This window comes from Clostridium oceanicum (genome assembly GCF_039521385.1).
GTDB classification, from domain to species: Bacteria; Bacillota; Clostridia; order Clostridiales; family Clostridiaceae; genus Clostridium_F; species Clostridium_F oceanicum.
Genome location: NZ_BAAACG010000008.1, coordinates 1 through 17,084 on the forward strand (window position 1 = coordinate 1; position 17,084 = coordinate 17,084).

Annotated in this window: 16 protein-coding genes and 1 riboswitch; of the genes, 3 read left to right on the top strand and 13 right to left on the bottom strand. The window is 28.2% G+C overall.

Annotated elements, in window-relative coordinates; all coding sequences use genetic code 11:
- From grdC to ABDZ71_RS06320, 7 genes are all read right to left on the bottom strand, one after another.
- Positions 1 to 1,366 (bottom strand): glycine/sarcosine/betaine reductase complex component C subunit beta (grdC, locus tag ABDZ71_RS06290; protein ID WP_343759971.1); only part of this gene is annotated, 1,366 nt, incomplete at its 3' end.
- A 355-nt stretch (positions 1,367 to 1,721) separates the two neighbouring features.
- On the bottom strand, positions 1,722 to 2,201 hold the full coding sequence (gene grdA / locus ABDZ71_RS06295; protein ID WP_343759973.1) for a glycine/sarcosine/betaine reductase complex selenoprotein A: 480 nt from the start codon (positions 2,199 to 2,201) through the stop codon (positions 1,722 to 1,724).
- Positions 2,202 to 2,274: 73 nt separating this feature from the next.
- Positions 2,275 to 2,595 carry a thioredoxin TrxA gene (gene trxA / locus ABDZ71_RS06300; RefSeq protein ID WP_343759976.1) on the bottom strand — a complete coding sequence of 107 codons (321 nt, stop codon included), beginning with the start codon at positions 2,593 to 2,595 and terminating at the stop codon, positions 2,275 to 2,277.
- A 39-nt stretch (positions 2,596 to 2,634) separates the two neighbouring features.
- On the bottom strand, positions 2,635 to 3,576 hold the full coding sequence (trxB, locus tag ABDZ71_RS06305) for a thioredoxin-disulfide reductase (protein WP_343759977.1): 942 nt from the start codon (positions 3,574 to 3,576) through the stop codon (positions 2,635 to 2,637).
- A 43-nt stretch (positions 3,577 to 3,619) separates the two neighbouring features.
- Positions 3,620 to 4,921: a glycine reductase complex selenoprotein B gene (gene grdB, locus ABDZ71_RS06310; RefSeq protein ID WP_425544697.1), complete on the bottom strand. Its 1,302-nt coding sequence runs from the start codon at positions 4,919 to 4,921 to the stop codon at positions 3,620 to 3,622.
- A gap of 38 nt (positions 4,922 to 4,959) precedes the next feature.
- Positions 4,960 to 6,246: a glycine/sarcosine/betaine reductase component B subunit gene (locus ABDZ71_RS06315; RefSeq protein ID WP_343759979.1), complete on the bottom strand. Its 1,287-nt coding sequence runs from the start codon at positions 6,244 to 6,246 to the stop codon at positions 4,960 to 4,962.
- Between the two features lie 144 nt (positions 6,247 to 6,390).
- Positions 6,391 to 6,768 carry a GrdX family protein gene (locus ABDZ71_RS06320; RefSeq protein WP_343759981.1) on the bottom strand — a complete coding sequence of 126 codons (378 nt, stop codon included), beginning with the start codon at positions 6,766 to 6,768 and terminating at the stop codon, positions 6,391 to 6,393.
- A 76-nt stretch (positions 6,769 to 6,844) separates the two neighbouring features.
- Positions 6,845 to 6,914, bottom strand: a riboswitch (glycine riboswitch).
- A gap of 564 nt (positions 6,915 to 7,478) precedes the next feature.
- On the opposite strand from ABDZ71_RS06320, the gene flgM reads away from it, so the two are divergent.
- Positions 7,479 to 7,766 carry a flagellar biosynthesis anti-sigma factor FlgM gene (flgM, locus tag ABDZ71_RS06325; protein WP_343759983.1) on the top strand — a complete coding sequence of 96 codons (288 nt, stop codon included), beginning with the start codon at positions 7,479 to 7,481 and terminating at the stop codon, positions 7,764 to 7,766.
- A 127-nt stretch (positions 7,767 to 7,893) separates the two neighbouring features.
- Here the strand turns inward: flgM and ABDZ71_RS06330 are convergent, their stop codons facing one another.
- A complete protein-coding gene (locus ABDZ71_RS06330) occupies positions 7,894 to 8,451 on the bottom strand; it encodes a hypothetical protein (protein ID WP_343759985.1) in 558 nt (185 codons plus the stop codon).
- Between the two features lie 421 nt (positions 8,452 to 8,872).
- Here ABDZ71_RS06330 and ABDZ71_RS06335 point away from each other — a divergent pair, with 421 nt between their 5' ends.
- On the top strand, positions 8,873 to 9,232 hold the full coding sequence (locus tag ABDZ71_RS06335) for a hypothetical protein (protein ID WP_343759987.1): 360 nt from the start codon (positions 8,873 to 8,875) through the stop codon (positions 9,230 to 9,232).
- A 75-nt stretch (positions 9,233 to 9,307) separates the two neighbouring features.
- On the opposite strand, the gene ABDZ71_RS06340 is transcribed toward ABDZ71_RS06335, so the two are convergent.
- The 4 genes from ABDZ71_RS06340 to ABDZ71_RS06355 all read right to left on the bottom strand — a co-directional run bounded on the left by ABDZ71_RS06340 (position 9,308) and on the right by ABDZ71_RS06355 (position 12,811).
- Positions 9,308 to 9,847: a macro domain-containing protein gene (locus ABDZ71_RS06340; protein WP_343759989.1), complete on the bottom strand. Its 540-nt coding sequence runs from the start codon at positions 9,845 to 9,847 to the stop codon at positions 9,308 to 9,310.
- A gap of 139 nt (positions 9,848 to 9,986) precedes the next feature.
- Positions 9,987 to 10,466, bottom strand: coding sequence for an LURP-one-related/scramblase family protein (locus tag ABDZ71_RS06345; protein ID WP_343759991.1), 480 nt, complete (start codon positions 10,464 to 10,466; stop codon positions 9,987 to 9,989).
- 299 nt (positions 10,467 to 10,765) lie between these two features.
- The gene (locus tag ABDZ71_RS06350; RefSeq protein ID WP_343759993.1) at positions 10,766 to 11,821 is read right to left on the bottom strand and encodes a hypothetical protein; all 1,056 of its coding nucleotides are present in this window, start codon (positions 11,819 to 11,821) and stop codon (positions 10,766 to 10,768) included.
- A 12-nt stretch (positions 11,822 to 11,833) separates the two neighbouring features.
- Positions 11,834 to 12,811 carry a phosphodiester glycosidase family protein gene (locus ABDZ71_RS06355; RefSeq protein WP_425544701.1) on the bottom strand — a complete coding sequence of 326 codons (978 nt, stop codon included), beginning with the start codon at positions 12,809 to 12,811 and terminating at the stop codon, positions 11,834 to 11,836.
- Between the two features lie 322 nt (positions 12,812 to 13,133).
- On the opposite strand from ABDZ71_RS06355, the gene ABDZ71_RS06360 reads away from it, so the two are divergent.
- Positions 13,134 to 13,289 (top strand): CDIF630_02480 family spore surface protein, encoded by a 156-nt coding sequence (locus ABDZ71_RS06360; RefSeq protein ID WP_343759995.1) that lies wholly within the window; start codon positions 13,134 to 13,136, stop codon positions 13,287 to 13,289.
- A 106-nt stretch (positions 13,290 to 13,395) separates the two neighbouring features.
- Here ABDZ71_RS06360 and nifJ read toward each other — a convergent pair whose 3' ends face one another.
- A complete protein-coding gene (nifJ, locus tag ABDZ71_RS06365; protein ID WP_343759997.1) occupies positions 13,396 to 16,932 on the bottom strand; it encodes a pyruvate:ferredoxin (flavodoxin) oxidoreductase in 3,537 nt (1,178 codons plus the stop codon).
- Positions 16,933 to 17,084 lie beyond the last annotated feature (152 nt).

The following is a 17,084-nucleotide window of genomic DNA, read 5'->3' on the forward strand; positions in this document are numbered from 1 at the left end:
CTACTATCATAGCTCTATTTAAAGAACCTTCTGTTAAATCTTTCATAGCAAATCCTAGGTAAGGTACGCCTGATGGAATATGTCCTTGTGTTGGAGCCCAACCTGGCATTCCATGATCTTTTATAAAGTCATTTAATGCTTTTCTTTCTATGTGTTTTCTCTTAACTCCTAATGCACCTATCATTTTATAATTAGCCTTTGGCACATCTCCAGCTCCTGCTGGTTTTGTTATATCTGGATTTTGCATTTCTGCTGAATATCTATCGATATCAGTTATTTTAAGTCCAGCTTTTTCTATAGGATCTGTTACTAAAGATCCTATTACAGCTTGCGGCGATGCTCCAGTTCCAACAGTGTGTCTACCAACTAAATCTGTTCTAAGGATTGGGTTTATTCCATCATTTTTGCTTATTAATACAGCAAATCCACCTAAACAATCTTCAAGAATAGGCATATCTTTTTTAACATGATCTTTACCATTCATTCCAAGTTTTGCGCTAGCTCCACCACCTACAATAACTACGTTATCGTAAACTCCTGATTTAACTAAAGCTGAAGCTGCAATTAATGAATGTGTAGGTCCTGCACAGAATCCTCTCATATCAGCACCTGTAGCATTATTGCATCCTGCTACTTCTGCTAAAGATTTAGCAAAGTTTCCGCCACCTCTTTGGTTCATATCTCCACAAGCTTCTTCTGAACATTCTATAACATAATCTATAGTATTGGCATCTAAGTTATTTTTATAAATAAGGTTCAAAAGAGCTAATACTCCTGAAGCTTTTACTACTAAGTTTTCAAGCATAGTATGAGCTGTTAAATTAGTATCTACATCATGGGCTCTTTTAACACAACCTACTAAATTCCCATCATCATATAAAGCTTCTGAACATTCTTCATCTACAGATTTTCTTATATCTTCAATATCTATTCCTTCACCAATTTTTGAAACCATCTCTTCTGTTATTAATGGGTGTTTTGCTAATTTTTCTTTTACTTTTTCTGCAAAAGCTTTTTCTAATTTTACTAAATCAAAAACATCACAGATTTCCATTAAACCTAGAAATTCATCTTGTGGCATTATTTCGCCAAATTTTCCGTATCTATCAGCAATTTCCATTGGCTTATCAAACCAAGGCATCTTTATATCTTTCAAATCATTCGGAGTTTTGTTTCCTATGTAAACTTGATTAGGCATATATTTTACAACCTCATCAAATTTTCTTAGATGATTAGGTAACTCTTTTAAATAGTCTGAATCTGGGTTTACTACCTTTTCTGTTGTTTGAGTAGTACCATTGTGAAGTACCATATCTGGAGTATGAACTAAAATATAGCCTGCTCCCTTTACTACTGGATAATCCATTTTTATCCCTCCGATTTTAATTTATAATTTGTATACAAACACAAACATCATAGAAAATAGACATAAATCTTATAATTATTTATTAAAATAAATTATAAAATATAAATTTCTAAAATTAACAAAGTTTAATTAAACAGTATTACTTTTATTTAGTTAATAATTTAAATAGCTTTTATTAGATTTACTATATTGAAATTTGAAAATATATAGATACATGAATGAGCAATACAAAACTTATTACTCATCCATGCAATGTATCATATTTTTAAGATATATATATGATATATTTTTTATTTGACTGAAAAATTTTAATATAAATTGTGATTAGCTTATTTATTATTTTATGCAAATGAAACTAGTCATTAAATTTACAAAATTCATCTCTTATATCTGTCATTTCTTCTATAATTTCATCAACATCTAAAACCATTTCCATCATGCCTATTTGCTCATCGTATACTTCTTCATCTACTTCTTCTTTAAATTCTGGTTCTACTGCATGATAAGCTCTTAATCCTAAAGCTACATTTGATAAAGGTCCAGCAAATGTTGGATCTCCATTTGTAACAGTTTCAGCTGCAAGTCCTGCAGCTTCTCCTTCTGCAGCACCTAAAAGTACTACTATATTTTCTGCTCCATATTTTTCAGTTAATGTTTTTACTCTTTTTTGATTTTCCAAATCCATTGCACCAGCGGCTGTTCACACAAAGCACTCAGTTGATGAAAATACTACTTCTGCTGCAGTTTTTTCTAAACATTTCTCCATAGCAGGTCCTGGTATACCGTCTCTATCTCCAATGATTATTACTTTTCTTCCTTCTCCAAATAAACTCATGTTTATTTCCTCCTTGATTTATTATAATTAATTCATTATTAAATACACTTAAACAAATCTCTATCTTTTATAATTAGCCAATGTTTTCAGTTATCATTTTTTCAATGTTTTCTTTTGTAGCTTCTTCTTTAACTACTTCTGCTACTTTTTCACCATCTTTATATAAAACTATAGCTGGAAGACCTAAAACTCTTTGAGATATAGCAAGTCTTCTTGCTTTTGTAGTGTTTAATTTACAAAATTTAACTTTTCCTTCATATTTTTGTGAAAGTTCTTCTACATCTGGCATTAATGCCTTACATGGAACACAACCATCTCCAAAATAATCAACTAATATAAAACCTTCTGCTCCTAATACTTCATCTTTAAAAGTTTTTTTGTCTAATACTAACATTTTTATTTCCCCTCTCTAAATCCTTTTATATTGTATATATTAAAATTTATTTTGAATATACTTTTCTGCACAAACAGCCGCTATTGCCCCATCTCCTGCTGCTGTAACTACCTGTCTTAAAGGTTTATCTCTTATATCTCCAGCTGCAAATACACCTTCAATATTAGTTTCCATTTTATCATTAGTTAAAATGTATCCTTTTTCGTTCATTTCAATTTTACCTTTAAATAGGTTATTTATTGGAACATTGCCTATGAATACAAATATTCCAAAAGTTCCATCTTCTTCATCAGCAAAATATTCATGAGTTTCTCCAGTTTTTCTATTTTTAAATACTGCAGACTCTACTATTCCATCACCTTTTATTTCTGTTATAACTGAATCCCACATAAAGTCCATCTTAGGGTTTTTAAAAGCTTTTTCTTGAATAGATTTTGCTGCTCTAAGTTCATCTCTTCTATGAACTATAGTTACTTTTCTTGCAAATTTAGTAAGATATAAAGCTTCCTCTACTGCAGCATCTCCTCCACCTATAACAAATACTTCAAGATCTTCGAAAAAGTCTGCATCACAAGTAGCACAATAAGATACACCTTTTCCTGTTAATTCTTTTTCTCCAGGACAACCTATATATCTTGGAGATGCTCCTGTTGCTATAATTACAGTCTTAGCTTTATATTCTCCTTTTTCTCCTTTTAAAACTTTTATATCCCCTTCAAGTTCTACTTCTTTTATAATATCTTTTTTTCTTTCAGCGCCAAACTCTTCAACTTGTTCTTCCATTCTAGCAATTAAAGTTTCTCCTGTTGCTTCTCTTACTGATCCTGGATAATTTGCAACTTCGTCGGTAATAACGATTTGTCCGCCTGCTTTTCCTTTTTCAAGCATTAGTGTTTTTAATTTTGCTCTTGATGCATATAATGCAGCTGAAAGGCCTCCTGGTCCTGCTCCTATTATTACAACATCATAAACATTATCCATTGTTCTTCCCCCTATTTACTCTAAATTTAACTTCTACAAAAGTTTATTCAAAAACTTTTTGATCATCTACTTCTGTTTCTAATGCTTTAAGAGCTTTTGAAACAAGATGATATCTTAATTCATACTCTCTATCCTTTTCTAATTCTGGATTTCCTAGTGGATGAGGTATTGCTACAGTTGGTACTATTCTATTAGCTCCTACTGTAAGAGATATTGGAACTACAGTACACATATGAACAACTGGTAATCCTCCACGTTCTATTTCTTTTACAAGTGTTGCTCCGCAACGAGTACAAGTTCCTCATGTAGAAGTTAGTATAACTGCATCTACACCGTCTTCTTTTAATTCTTTTACAATCTCTTGACCAAATTTTTTAGAAGAAGCTACTGCTGTACCATTTCCAACTGTTGTATAGAAATATCTATGAAGAGATGCTATTTTACCTTCTTTTTCCATATCTCTCAATACATCTACTGGAAGAACTCTATCTGAATCTTCATTTGCACAAGTAGGATCATAACCACCATGAGCAGTTTCATATCCATCTGAAGTTAAATCTAAAACTCCTTCTATATCATATTTACCATATTTTGATGCACTAGAAGATTCTATATGATCTGGGTTATCTTTAGGAACTATACCACCTGAAGTTACTAAAGCAATTTTACATTTTGATATATCTTTTACAGCAGGATTAGGTTCCACTCTATCAAAGTTAGGCATTTTAAATTCTGTTACAAATTCTTCACCTTTTAATTTCTTAACAAGTAAATTAACTGCTCTTTCTGATCCTCTAACATCACTAAAGTAATTTTTTCTTATTCCTTTTTCAATGTAGCCTTCTTCATCTGGCAATCCTATTTCTTCACCTTTTGCAATTTTTAGAGATAATTTTGCTAATGCTGGTAAAGCTTTTCTCATTCCTACTGCACTTTTCTTAGTTCTAACTATATATAAGTCTTTTTTATATAAATCTACTCCTGGGTTTTCATCATACATAGCTGTTACTGCTTTTATATTTAACTTATCTTCTACTTCTTTTGAAATTGTTGCAGCAGCAACTCCATATCTTCCTGCATTAAATGCTGGTCCTGCAATAAATAAATCTGGGTTATATTTTTTTACCATTTCTAAAATTTCTTCTTTTGCTTCATCTATATTTTCATTAAAATATGAATCACCACAAATAACTGTAGCTACTATTTCCGCTTCTCCTTTAAATAAAGAGTTAAGTTTTTCTCCTGGGCCTACTGCTTCTTCTCTTACTTCTGGTTTATAATCTGCCTTTTCTTCTCCACCAATACCAGCATAAAATTGATTTATATAATGAACAACCTTTATCATTGATATTCCCCCTTAAACAAATATAAGCATTAATTAAATTAATAACCTTTAGCACTTAAATAGTTAAATCCTACTTCATTTGTTGCACCTGTAATAACTTGTATTTCTGCTTCTATTGAACCATCTTCTCTTAAACTTCCTACATGTCCACCTGCAATCACATCAGCAGTTTTAGGATATCCAATAACTTTTTCCATTGGAGGTAAAACTACTACTTCATTTGCATTACCTGCTGTAACTACTGCATCTCCTTTAGTTGTTGAATCTGCTAATGATTGAGAAGCTCCGTTTTGTCCAGCATACTCATCAGTTAAAAGCACTGTTTTTATACCTTTTGCACTTATCTTATTACAATTCATAACAAGATCTGCATCAGGATTTCCAAAACCTTCTTCTGAAATTATTACTGCATCTGCTCCTAAGTATTCTACTAACTTAGCAGTATAGCTTGATGATCTTTCTTTGTCAGCTAAAAATACAGTTTCGTTTGTTATTACACAACCTAAGAAATTATATTCAACTCCATGTTTCTTATATAAATCTTCAATTATAGGATGATTCATATGAACATAAGTTGGGTTCTTATCACAAGCTGAAACACAGTTACCACTAACTACAGCGCCATCAAACACTTCTGTTGGATATAAAAATGTTGGAATTATTTTTTTAGCATCTGCACCATAAACATATGTGTCATGTAATAAACCTTGACTTTGAAGCATGTATACGTATACCACTTTAGGTAAATCTGGATATTTTTCTACCTGCTTTAATAAAGGTAAGGTTTCAAATTCTTTAACTTCGTCTGGTTTAATATTTTTTCCCAAATTACCTAAATATGTTGCTGCTTTAAATCCTATCATTCTAACTATCTCTTCATGCTCATGCTTATCTGTTCCTTCTTTTGGTTCACATATTATTACTAAATTATTAGTTTTTGAAAAAGGTGTATATTTGGCACCCTCGCCACTCATATCAATTATTCCTTCTTGGAATCCAACTATTCTACCAGTTGTAACTACAGCAGCACCTTTTAAAACGTTAGTTTTTCCACTACCAACAGTATCAACTTTGCTTATAAATCCTGGGAAAATCCCGCCTTTACCTTCTACTTTAACTCTAGGCTCTATTACATCTTTTACTGGAATTATTCTTGTTTTATCACCTGGTTTTACTATTTCAAAATTAATACTTTCTATTCTTTCATCATTTCCTGCTGCTTCTAATAGTTCTTCTTTGCAAACATATAAAACACCATTTTCAACTTTACTCTCATTTGCAAACTTAATATCTTTTATAAATATATTACCAATTTCTAAATGCATTAAGACCTACCCCCTATTAATTTATTACAAATACATATACTATTATTTACTCTCATAAACAATATGACCTAAAATTTTAATATGCTTACCCTATAACTTAAACTCTCCTCCTTTACTTTAATACTTTTAACTCTATTTTGAATATTAATTAAGTGCTTGTTGTATAACATCATAGTCAATCAATTGAAAATCTTCTAATATTGACTGACTCCATTTTGGTGTATTACAGCATTTTTGGAATTTTTCTAAAGAATGCATTGACTCTTCTATATAGTTTAAAGATTCCATATCTATATTTCCTTCTGATTTCTTAGAAATAATAACTGTTCTATACGGAGTTTCATTTGGTTTTACACTACTCATTAAAGGATGTGTTAAAAGCTTATGCCCTTTATGTACATAATCTCTAACTGATTCAAAAACTTTTTTTACATCTCCTTCAATAAATACCACATCATATTTTTTGTTAAATTGTTGACAGCTTAAAACGTTATTAGTAATTATTGTTATTTGTTTTATCATATCCTCACCTTCTAAAACTTCGTTTTAATATTTTGAATATTTCACTTAAACAAAAAAACAGAGATAAAAGCCCTAAACTTTTATCTCTGTCCTGTAACCTGAGAGTTTTACTCCTTCGGTGCATTACGCTTCCCAGAGTTTTGTCCATTTTCGGTCCTTTTGCCTGAGATATTCATGTTATTTTTAGGTATAACATTTAATTCCTTCGGCTATCCCGTTTTGAGATACCACACAAATTTATTAATTTAATTTTGTATGGCTAAGCATAGCTTAATCTCCCGAAAACTTCATCCATAACTTTATTAATTTTTTAACTATCTTCAACTATATTATATACCCTTTTTACATAAAATTGTATATTATTTCATAAAAAATTGAATTTCTTTTTCTTATATACAGTATAACTATTTTTAATAAACCTTTCAATGAATTAATTTTGAATATTCTGTTAAGTATAATAATTATATTTAATAATATATTATATATATTAAATTATTATGAATATATTACTTATACTGGTTAAATATCCTTAAACATTTTTCGACAAAGTTTGTGTATACCTATTATTTTTGGTATAATACATTATATATTTTACAATTAAAAATCTATAATTCAAACTATTATATGGTAATTTTATTCGTATAGTTATAATATAACTCAACTACCATTGAGTTGATACATTAAACTATTAAGCTAGGAGGGTATATTATATGAAGCTACCTAAAATAGCTTCCTTAGAATTCAAGAAAAATTCTTACTTAAAAAATGAAGCTTTAAAAAAAACTAAGAAAACACAAAAAATAGAATTGAAAGATAAGATTGAAATATCTTCTAAAGGAAAACAACTTAATTCTTATATATTTAATAAAGAAGAAGATACCAATATTAATGATAAAAAAATAAGTTCCATAGAAAATCAAATTAAAAATGGAACTTATAAGATTGATTCAAAATTAATTGCTAAAAAAATGTTAAAATCTATGAAAAAAAAATATTAAATTACATCAATCTTTTATGTATACAATTAATAAAACAAAAATCACTATGAGTTCTACATTTTCATAGTGATTTTCTATATTTTACTAATATATATTTAACTTATCTCTCTATTAATCTATTCTCAATCTATACATCTAAAACATCTATTTGTCCCATTTCTAATATTATTTTGTCTATACAACTTACCGGTATATCTTCTATATCATCTAGTAACTCTTCTATATCATTGTATACTTTATATTCAGTTGTTTCTTCTAGTATATCAATCTCATCATAATTTATTATCTTAAAGTCGTTATCCCACCCATACTTCAAATGAAATTTTTTTACATAGACTAATAAATTATTTTTATTAGTTCTATAAAATATATATTGATGAGCTTTCCTATGGTTTTTCTTAAATTTTTTAGTAGACTTTGTGTTAACTGCAACTTTATCCATTAAAAATTCTGTAGAAGATATTTTTTTACCTCTGAATTTTATTTTTTTAAACTCACTTGCAGGTCCTTTTTTTATTATTAAAATGATTTCCTCACTTTTCCTATCAATCATATATTTTTCTAAAGCTTCAAATACTAAATTAGATATAGGTATAGAATGCTTTTTGCAGTAATTTTCTACGTCATTAAAAAATGGTGCTTGATTTTCTTTAATATATATTTCCCTTTTAAAAGGCACTTTCACACATATCACCTCATATATAAATTGCTTTATTATATTTATAGTTTTTTTTTAAGATTATATGCTAAAAGTCTTATGTAATACTATACTATCTGTTACTAAATTAACTATAACTACAGCAATTACATTAACTAATACAAAACTCATTGAAATAAATAATTAGAAGATTTTCTTTACTTTTTATGTTAATATATCTTTATAAAATCATAATTAATTTAGTTATATAAAAATACCAGAAATTTTTCTAAATTTATAAAACATTTAATTTCCTATATGCATTGAATATACTAATTTTTCAAATAATAAGTTTAATAAACCCTTATAGCTAAATTAATAATTGAATATTGATTTTATTATCATAAAAATCTAACTAAAATTAGCTTCACTATAATAAAAATACAAAGGAATATTTAGAGGTGTTTAAATGAATAATGATTTTAAATTTGAAATATCAGATACAGCTTATATAAATTTATCAAATCTTTTAAATGACCATAAAGATGAGTACTCTTGTATAAGATTCAATAATAGTAAAAGCTGTTGCAATAATGTAAAAATAGATATAATGCTAGATGAAATAAAAGAAGGGGATGTACAAACTAAATTTAAAGATTTAACCTTAGTTTATAATAAGTCTTTAGAAAAGTTTGTAAAACAAATAGAAATAATTTATAAAAACTCATCTTTTATGATGAAAGTAACTCCTGTCTATCCTAAAAAGCAATGCAATAAAAAAAATACCACTGATTCTTGTTCTAGCTGCTCTGGTTGTTCTAAACTATAAATTGTAAAAGGAAGATTAATCTTATCTAATCTTCCTTTTACAATTTAAAATAAACTAAAATACTTATTTAGTACTTTACTGCTTTAATTTATTTTCTGCCTCACAAAATATATCATATGTAATTTTATCGCGGTTACACATAAATATCTTCTCTATACTTGTATCCCTATTTTTTAAAAATTCTAAACTAGTTTCTAACAAAATCCTTGCACATTCCTTTTTAGGAAATTTAAAAATCCCAGAACTTACAGCTGGAATAGATATAGACTTTAAATTATATAAATCCCCTAATATCAAAACACTATTTATAGCTTTTCGTAGTTTTTCACTTTCATTTCCTTCACCCATTCTAGGCCCTACTACATGAATTACAAATTTACAAGGTAACTTATATCCATCTGTTATTATAGCCTTACCCGTTGGTATATAGCCTGTTTTTTCTATAATAGAATTACTATCTAACTGTATTTTTTCTCCACCAGCTTTTACTATAGCATAAGCAGCACCTCCACCATGCTCCATACTAGAATTAGCAGGATTTACTATAGCATCTGTATTTTCTTTTGTTATATCTCCTCGTTTCACAATTATTTTTCTTCCTTTTTCCTCTATCATAAATATCCTCCCTATTACATTTTACACATACTATTATTTATATATAATTCTTAACTGTTTATAAATAAGTATGGTCTTATTAGCTACCGTTATGTCTGTAATTTTCAACAAAAGATATAAAAGCATATAGATCAGATAGTTAGCTATCTTTTTCATGTAAAACATCATCTATAACTAAAACTGAAGCTAATACTAAGCTTTGACTTTCCCCATCCTTTATATCAATTTCATAGCAATCCCTAATAGAAATCAATTTTTTCCTTATAGTTGCTATCTTAATTCCTTCTTTTTCTATATAAAAATCCTTATCTAATATATTACCTTTAACCTCATACTTTCCTATAAGGCTGTCTATAACAAAACTAGATTTTAAAAGAGTTATATTCTTTGTTATAGTAGCTACCTCATTACCATTTATATATATATAATATTTAGGTATAACTTTAACCATTTTCTCTTTTATGTAAACTATCTCTCTATCATTTCTATCATACAATTTAATTTTTCGCCTTAATGACATAAGTTTTCTTTTTACTGAATATACTTTTTTTCTATTTTCATCTTCTATAATATATTTTTTATAAATAAAAAACAGTTTTTGTTTTATAAAAAATTTCAATTTAACACTTCCTTATATAAAATATATAATATAAATACTATTTTATAAAGCTTCTCTAGGAAAGCTATATATTTAACTTACCAACAATATTTTAGCATATTTTGTAAATATACTAAATATCATTACTTCACTAGTTTAATCAAAAACTTATAACTAAAATTAATAATAACAATAAATGCATAATATTATATTAAAAAATCTACTCTTACTAATATACCTTTATTATAATAAAAGCTATTAATTTAGAATTTATAAATTCTAAATTAATAGCTTTTCTATGAAAATTAGTATATAGATATTTAAAAAGACTTAATCTCTAATTTTCCATTATATATATATGCTATACCACCACTATATACTGATGTAAGTTTACCCTTATATGCATATTCTTTTCCATTAATAACATTTCTCAAAACTTTTTTATCTTTATAATTAGCAAAAACCTTTCCGTTATTCAAAACATATATAGAATCTTTAGGTACAGGTATTTGTAAATCTAATTCTTTTCTAGTAGTATTACTTTCTCCTGCATTCCAATAAGTTATTCTGTCTATATTTTTTTCATTATCTAATGAAACTCTACCAGTATAAACAATATCTCCTTCATCTACTCCTAAAAGAGAATAATTTCTACCTTCTTCTATAGAAATACCCTGATCTTGTTTACTCTCTATATGAATTTTATGATTTATATTATCTTCATAAATCAACCTATCTTCACTATTCATTATACCTATTTTTTCTATATCACTACCTACATCATATTTTTTTTCTAATTCAGCCATAGTATTTATTCTATATACTATGCTTCTATTATAACCATTTTCAATTCTTACATACATAGTATTTGTACTAGTAGACAATGCTATGTCCTTAATATTATAACCGCTTGATTGAAGGTTTATAATAGTCTTTTTATTATTGTTATCTGCTAATTGAGTTTTTTCCCCTCTTTCACTATCATAAGAATAAAATCTTAAATAAGGTGAATTTTGCCCTTGTACTTTTTCTGCTATAATAAATATATTTCTGTCTGGAAGCCATACAGAATAATTTATTTCTCCATCGTTAATATCTATTGTTTTATTTTTTTTACTATTAGTTTCAACTATACTAAGCTGGCCATCTTCAATATAAGAAAAATATTCTCCATTATAAGATACTCCTATGTTGTCTGCTGAAGCTGGTATATCTAATTTTACATCCTTTTTTATATTATTATCTTTTTCTTCTACTTTATTTATATTTAAATTTTTTTCTGTACCTAAATAAAAATTTTCAACATAAAACAGTATAGAAAATGATATAATCACCGGTATAATAGTCCATGATATTAATCTTTTTATAAACTTCATAAGTTTTCTCCTTTAAGGTTCTACGTATAATACTGTAGCTACTGTTCTTTCTCCATCCCAGTTTGCAGGTCTATTTATAACCTTGCCTTTATAATACATAGTAGAAGAGGATCCTCCATCTAAATTTCCTGCATTAACTACCCCTCTTTTAAGTAGAATATTTTCTACATCTTCTGTTGTAGCTCCTGGTTTCATATCTCTTCTTCCATCTATAACTAGAAAAACTACAGTACCATCTTTTTTCTGTCCTACTGCTGTTCTTGGATTTAGTCCATCATTATAAGGAATAGGCTGTCCATTAATTATTAATGTATTTCTAAATGATAAAGCTTCAGTAACACCCATATTTAAAAGCTCTTCTACAGTATGGTTTCCTACTATTAAAAGTCCTTCTTTAGTAAAAGCTGTAACATTAGCTTTTTCTCCTTTTTTAAAATTATTATGAATAATTTTCCCTTTAGAAAGAACTAAGCCTTCTGGATTAGCTCCAGTACCTGTCCAAAGCTTTCCTTTTGAAGATGCATCAGTAAATCCTCCCCCATTTATAGCAGCTATAGCCCCATTTTCCTCTGCTATTTTACTAGTTCTTTGTCCCATTTTACCCATATATTTTGTATAACCTGTTTTTATTTTTTTAGGATTTTTTATTTCTAATATATATCCATCAAATTTAGAAGTACTTATATCATACCTCTCTATAGAATTACCATAATTTTTATTTATTTTTATATCACCAGTATTTTCAGCTATAGTTGGTGTAGATTTATCTTTGTTTAATATTTCATTTATTTTATCTTTAGATAAAAACAAAGTAGCTATATATTGATGCTTATAAGTTGCCATAGCCGTTCCTACTAAAGTACTTCTAACTTCTTTAAAAGGTCCATAATAAGTTAATAACACTCCAGATATTATGAGAGCTAAAAATTCATAAATTATAAAACCAATTAGCCTTTTTACGAATTTTTTTCTTTTTCTTTTTTTCTTCATCAATTTTCTTTTTTTAGAATATTTATTACTTATCTTTACATTCATATTAGTATTTCTACTTATACTTCTGTTAGAATTTCTTTTTTTAACCATAATTACCTCTCTCTAATATAACAATAATATGCCCATTTTAACAAATATAATTATAAATAAAATATTTAAACTTTTTGTTACAATTGAGTTACAAATTTTATAACAATCCTTTATATTCAATTATTGTATTTAATATCTTTAAATATATATAAACTTACAAATAAGTATACTACTTCTTATTATATTAAAAATATTTTTTGAAAATACTAATATAAAGGAGTGATATTAAATGAGTAAAAATAAATTTAAAAACAGACCTAAAGAACAAAATGTTACTGCAGCTTGGGCTGATATTGAAAAAACCCTTCCACATTCTAAAGTTCCAGTTCCTAGCGAAAATGCAGTAATAGATGCTAAAGATTGGGTAGACTCAAATGAAAAATAAATAAAATAATTAAGGAGATATCTTTATATATTATAATATTTTATCATAATATACGTAAAAATATCTCCTTATATTATAAACTATTGTTTAAATTTATGAAAACATACTAACATGTTTCATTTGATAATTTTTTATAAGTTTCATATCTTTCCTTAGAATCTTTTTCAGCCTTTTTAAATAAATCCTTAGCTATATCAGGAAAAACTTTCATAAGTGAAGTGTATCTTATTTCTCCCATTATAAAATCTTTAAAGGATTCTGTAGGTTCTTTTGAATCCAAAACAAAAGGATTTTTACCTTGTTTTTTGTTATCAGGGTTATATCTATATAAATGCCAATATCCTGATTGAACTGCTTTTTTAGCTCTATTTACACTTGTTCCCATTCCTGATTTTATACCATGATTTATACATGGTGCATAAGCTATTACTATTGAAGGTCCTTTATATTTTTCAGCTTCTTCAATAGCTTTTATAGTCTGATTCATATTGGCTCCTAAAGCTATCTGTGCCACATAAACATATCCGTAACTCATAGCCATCATTCCTAAGTCTTTTTTTCTTATTTTTTTACCAGAAGCTGCAAATTTAGCTACAGAAGCTGTTGGAGTAGCTTTTGAAGATTGACCACCAGTATTTGAATATACTTCTGTATCCATTACTAATACATTAACATCATCTCCTGATGCTAAAACATGATCTAAGCCTCCATATCCTATATCATAAGCCCATCCATCTCCGCCTACTATCCAATTAGATTTTTTAACTAAAAACTCTTTTTTATCTAATATTTCAGATATTATCTTGTTTCCATTATAATTATGGTTACTTAAAGTATTAAGAATTTCCTCACTTGCTTTTTTAGATTCTTCTCCTGAATCCATATGATCTAACCAATTCTTAAATACCTTTTTAATTTCATCTGAAATATTAGATTCTATTGCCTCTCTCATAAGATCTTTTAATCTTTCTCTATTTTGTTTAACCCCTAAAAACATTCCATAACCAAATTCTGCATTATCTTCAAATAAAGAATTTGACCAAGCAGGACCATAGCCTTTATTATCAGTTGTATATGGAATAGATGGTGCACTAGCTCCCCAAATAGAAGAACATCCTGTAGCATTAGCAACAAGCATTCTATCTCCATATAACTGAGTAATTAATTTCACGTATGCAGTTTCTCCACATCCTGGACATGCTCCACTAAATTCCATTAAAGGCTTTTTAAATTGGCTACCTTTTACAGTATTTTTATTCATAACATTTTTCTTATCTTTAATAGTTGCAGCAAAATCCCAGTTATCCCTTTCAAGTCTCACTTGCTCTTCTAAAGGTTTCATAACTAGAGCTTTACCTTTCGCAGGACAAATATCGGCACAGTTTCCACATCCGGTACAATCAAGAGGTGAAACTTGTATTCTATAATCAAGCCCTTCCATAGTTTTACCTATAGCTTTTTTAGTTTTAAAACCCTTTGGAGCATTTTTATTTTCATCATGATTTAAAAGTACAGGTCTTATACTAGCATGTGGACATACATATGAACATTGATTACATTGTATGCATTTATCTATTTTCCACTCTGGAACCATTACTGCAATACCTCTTTTTTCATATGCTGTAGTTCCAAGTGGAAAAGTTCCATCTTCCATTCCTTTAAATGCGCTTACAGGTAAACTATCTCCTTCTTGTTTAGCCATTGGTATTTGTATATTTTTAATAAATGGCGGTTGATTTTTATTAGTTTCTTCTTTTTTGTCTTGTAAATTTGCCCATTCTGATGGTATATCCACTTTTTCAAGAAATTTAATACCTTCATCTACTGCTTTCTTATTCATATTTACTATAGCTTCACCTTTTTTGCCATAAGCCTTTTCTATGCCTTTTTTTAAATATGAAATAGCTTCATCTATAGGAATAATACCTGCTAATTTAAAAAAGGCAGCTTGCATAATCATATTTATTCTTCCACCAAGCCCTATGTTTCTAGCTATATCTATAGCATCTATAATATAAAAATTTATATTATGCTCTGCCACATATTTTTTTATATATGATGGTAATTTTTCTGAAAGCTCATCTTTTTTAAAAGGACAATTCAGCACAAAATTACCACCATCTTTTAGCCCTTCTAAAAGCTTATATTGATATAAAAATGATTTATTATGACAAGCAATATAATCTGCATTTCTAACTAAATAAGGAGATTTAATCGGTTTTTTGCCAAATCTTAAATGAGATACTGTTGTTCCTCCTGATTTTTTACTATCATAAGAAAAATAAGCTTGAGCATATAAATCTGTATTATCACCTATTATTTTTACTGCTGTTTTATTAGCACCTACAGTTCCATCTGAACCAAGTCCCCAAAATTTACAATTTATAGTACCGTCTGGAGTAGTCTCTATAAAATTTTCTCTATTTAGCGAAGTGTGTGTTACATCATCTGTAATTCCTATTGTAAAATTATCTTTTGGTTTTTCTTTTATTAAGCTCTTATACACAGCTAAAATATCTGACGGCACTGTATCTTTTGATCCAAGACCATATCTTCCTCCTATTATTTGGGGTCTATTTTCTTTATTATAGAATAATTTTGCTACATCTAAATATAAAGGTTCACCTATTGATCCTGGTTCTTTAGTTCTATCTAAAACTGCAATTTTCTCTACTGTGTCTGGCATAACATTCAAAAAATATTTTTCTGAAAAAGGTCTATATAAATGTACTTTTATAACTCCTACTTTATGTCCTTTTTTAACAAGGTAATCTATAGTTTCTTCTATAGTATCACAAATAGAACCCATAGCTACTATTACATATTTTGCATCTTTAGATCCATAATAATCAAATGGTTTATATTTTCTTCCTGTTATTTTAGAAATTTTTTCCATATAATCATTCACAACATCTGGTAACATATCATAGAACCTATTTGCAACTTCTCTCCCTTGAAAATATATATCAGGATTTTGTGCTGTTCCTCTTGCTACTGGATGTTCTGGATTTAATGCATTTTTTCTAAACTTTTCTACTGCTCTATAATCTACTAAAGAAGCTAAGTCATCATAATCTATAGTTTCTATTTTTTGATATTCGTGTGAAGTTCTAAAACCATCAAAAAAATGAAGAAAAGGAATTCTAGATTTTATTGCAGATAAATGAGAAATACATCCTAAATCCATAGCTTCTTGAACACTAGTTGATGCTAAAAGAGCAAATCCTGTTTGTCTTGTTGCCATTACATCTTGATGATCTCCAAATATAGACAAAGCATGAGTAGCTAAAGCACGTGCACTTACATGAAATACCCCTGGCAGTTGTTCTCCTGCTATTTTGTACATATTAGGTATCATAAGTAGAAGACCTTGAGATGCAGTATATGTAGTTGTAAGTGCTCCTGCTGAAAGAGATCCATGCACTGCTCCTGCTGCCCCTGCCTCTGATTGCATTTCTGAAACTTTTACCCTTTGGCCAAATATATTTTTTTTCCCATGGGCTGACCATTCATCTACTACTTCAGCCATAGGACTAGATGGAGTAATTGGATATATTGCTGCTACTTCTGTAAAAGCATAAGATGCATATGCTGCTGCTGTATTACCATCCATAGTTGCCATATTTTTTTTATTGTGACTCATAATATTCCTCCTTGTTATGTTTATACCTACTCTCTAGATATTATTTGATATAATTCAAATACCATACATAAAGGTCACAATATTCTACTAAAGTATCTATATTTTCTTTCTATATGTTTTTGAACCTTAATTAAACCTTAAATAGTAGTAAT

Excerpts from the sequence above, each read along its gene's own strand:
- trxA (WP_343759976.1), bottom strand. The coding sequence starts at position 2,595 with ATGTTAGTATTAGACAAAAAAACTTTTAAAGATGAAGTATTAGGAGCA.
- trxB (WP_343759977.1), bottom strand. The coding sequence starts at position 3,576 with ATGGATAATGTTTATGATGTTGTAATAATAGGAGCAGGACCAGGAGGC.
- ABDZ71_RS06315 (WP_343759979.1), bottom strand. The coding sequence starts at position 6,246 with ATGCATTTAGAAATTGGTAATATATTTATAAAAGATATTAAGTTTGCA.
- ABDZ71_RS06320 (WP_343759981.1), bottom strand. The coding sequence starts at position 6,768 with ATGATAAAACAAATAACAATAATTACTAATAACGTTTTAAGCTGTCAA.
- flgM (WP_343759983.1), top strand. The coding sequence starts at position 7,479 with ATGAAGCTACCTAAAATAGCTTCCTTAGAATTCAAGAAAAATTCTTAC.
- ABDZ71_RS06335 (WP_343759987.1), top strand. The coding sequence starts at position 8,873 with ATGAATAATGATTTTAAATTTGAAATATCAGATACAGCTTATATAAAT.
- ABDZ71_RS06340 (WP_343759989.1), bottom strand. The coding sequence starts at position 9,847 with ATGATAGAGGAAAAAGGAAGAAAAATAATTGTGAAACGAGGAGATATA.
- ABDZ71_RS06350 (WP_343759993.1), bottom strand. The coding sequence starts at position 11,821 with ATGAAGTTTATAAAAAGATTAATATCATGGACTATTATACCGGTGATT.
- ABDZ71_RS06355 (WP_425544701.1), bottom strand. The coding sequence starts at position 12,811 with ATGAAGAAAAAAAGAAAAAGAAAAAAATTCGTAAAAAGGCTAATTGGT.
- ABDZ71_RS06360 (WP_343759995.1), top strand. The coding sequence starts at position 13,134 with ATGAGTAAAAATAAATTTAAAAACAGACCTAAAGAACAAAATGTTACT.
- nifJ (WP_343759997.1), bottom strand. The coding sequence starts at position 16,932 with ATGAGTCACAATAAAAAAAATATGGCAACTATGGATGGTAATACAGCA.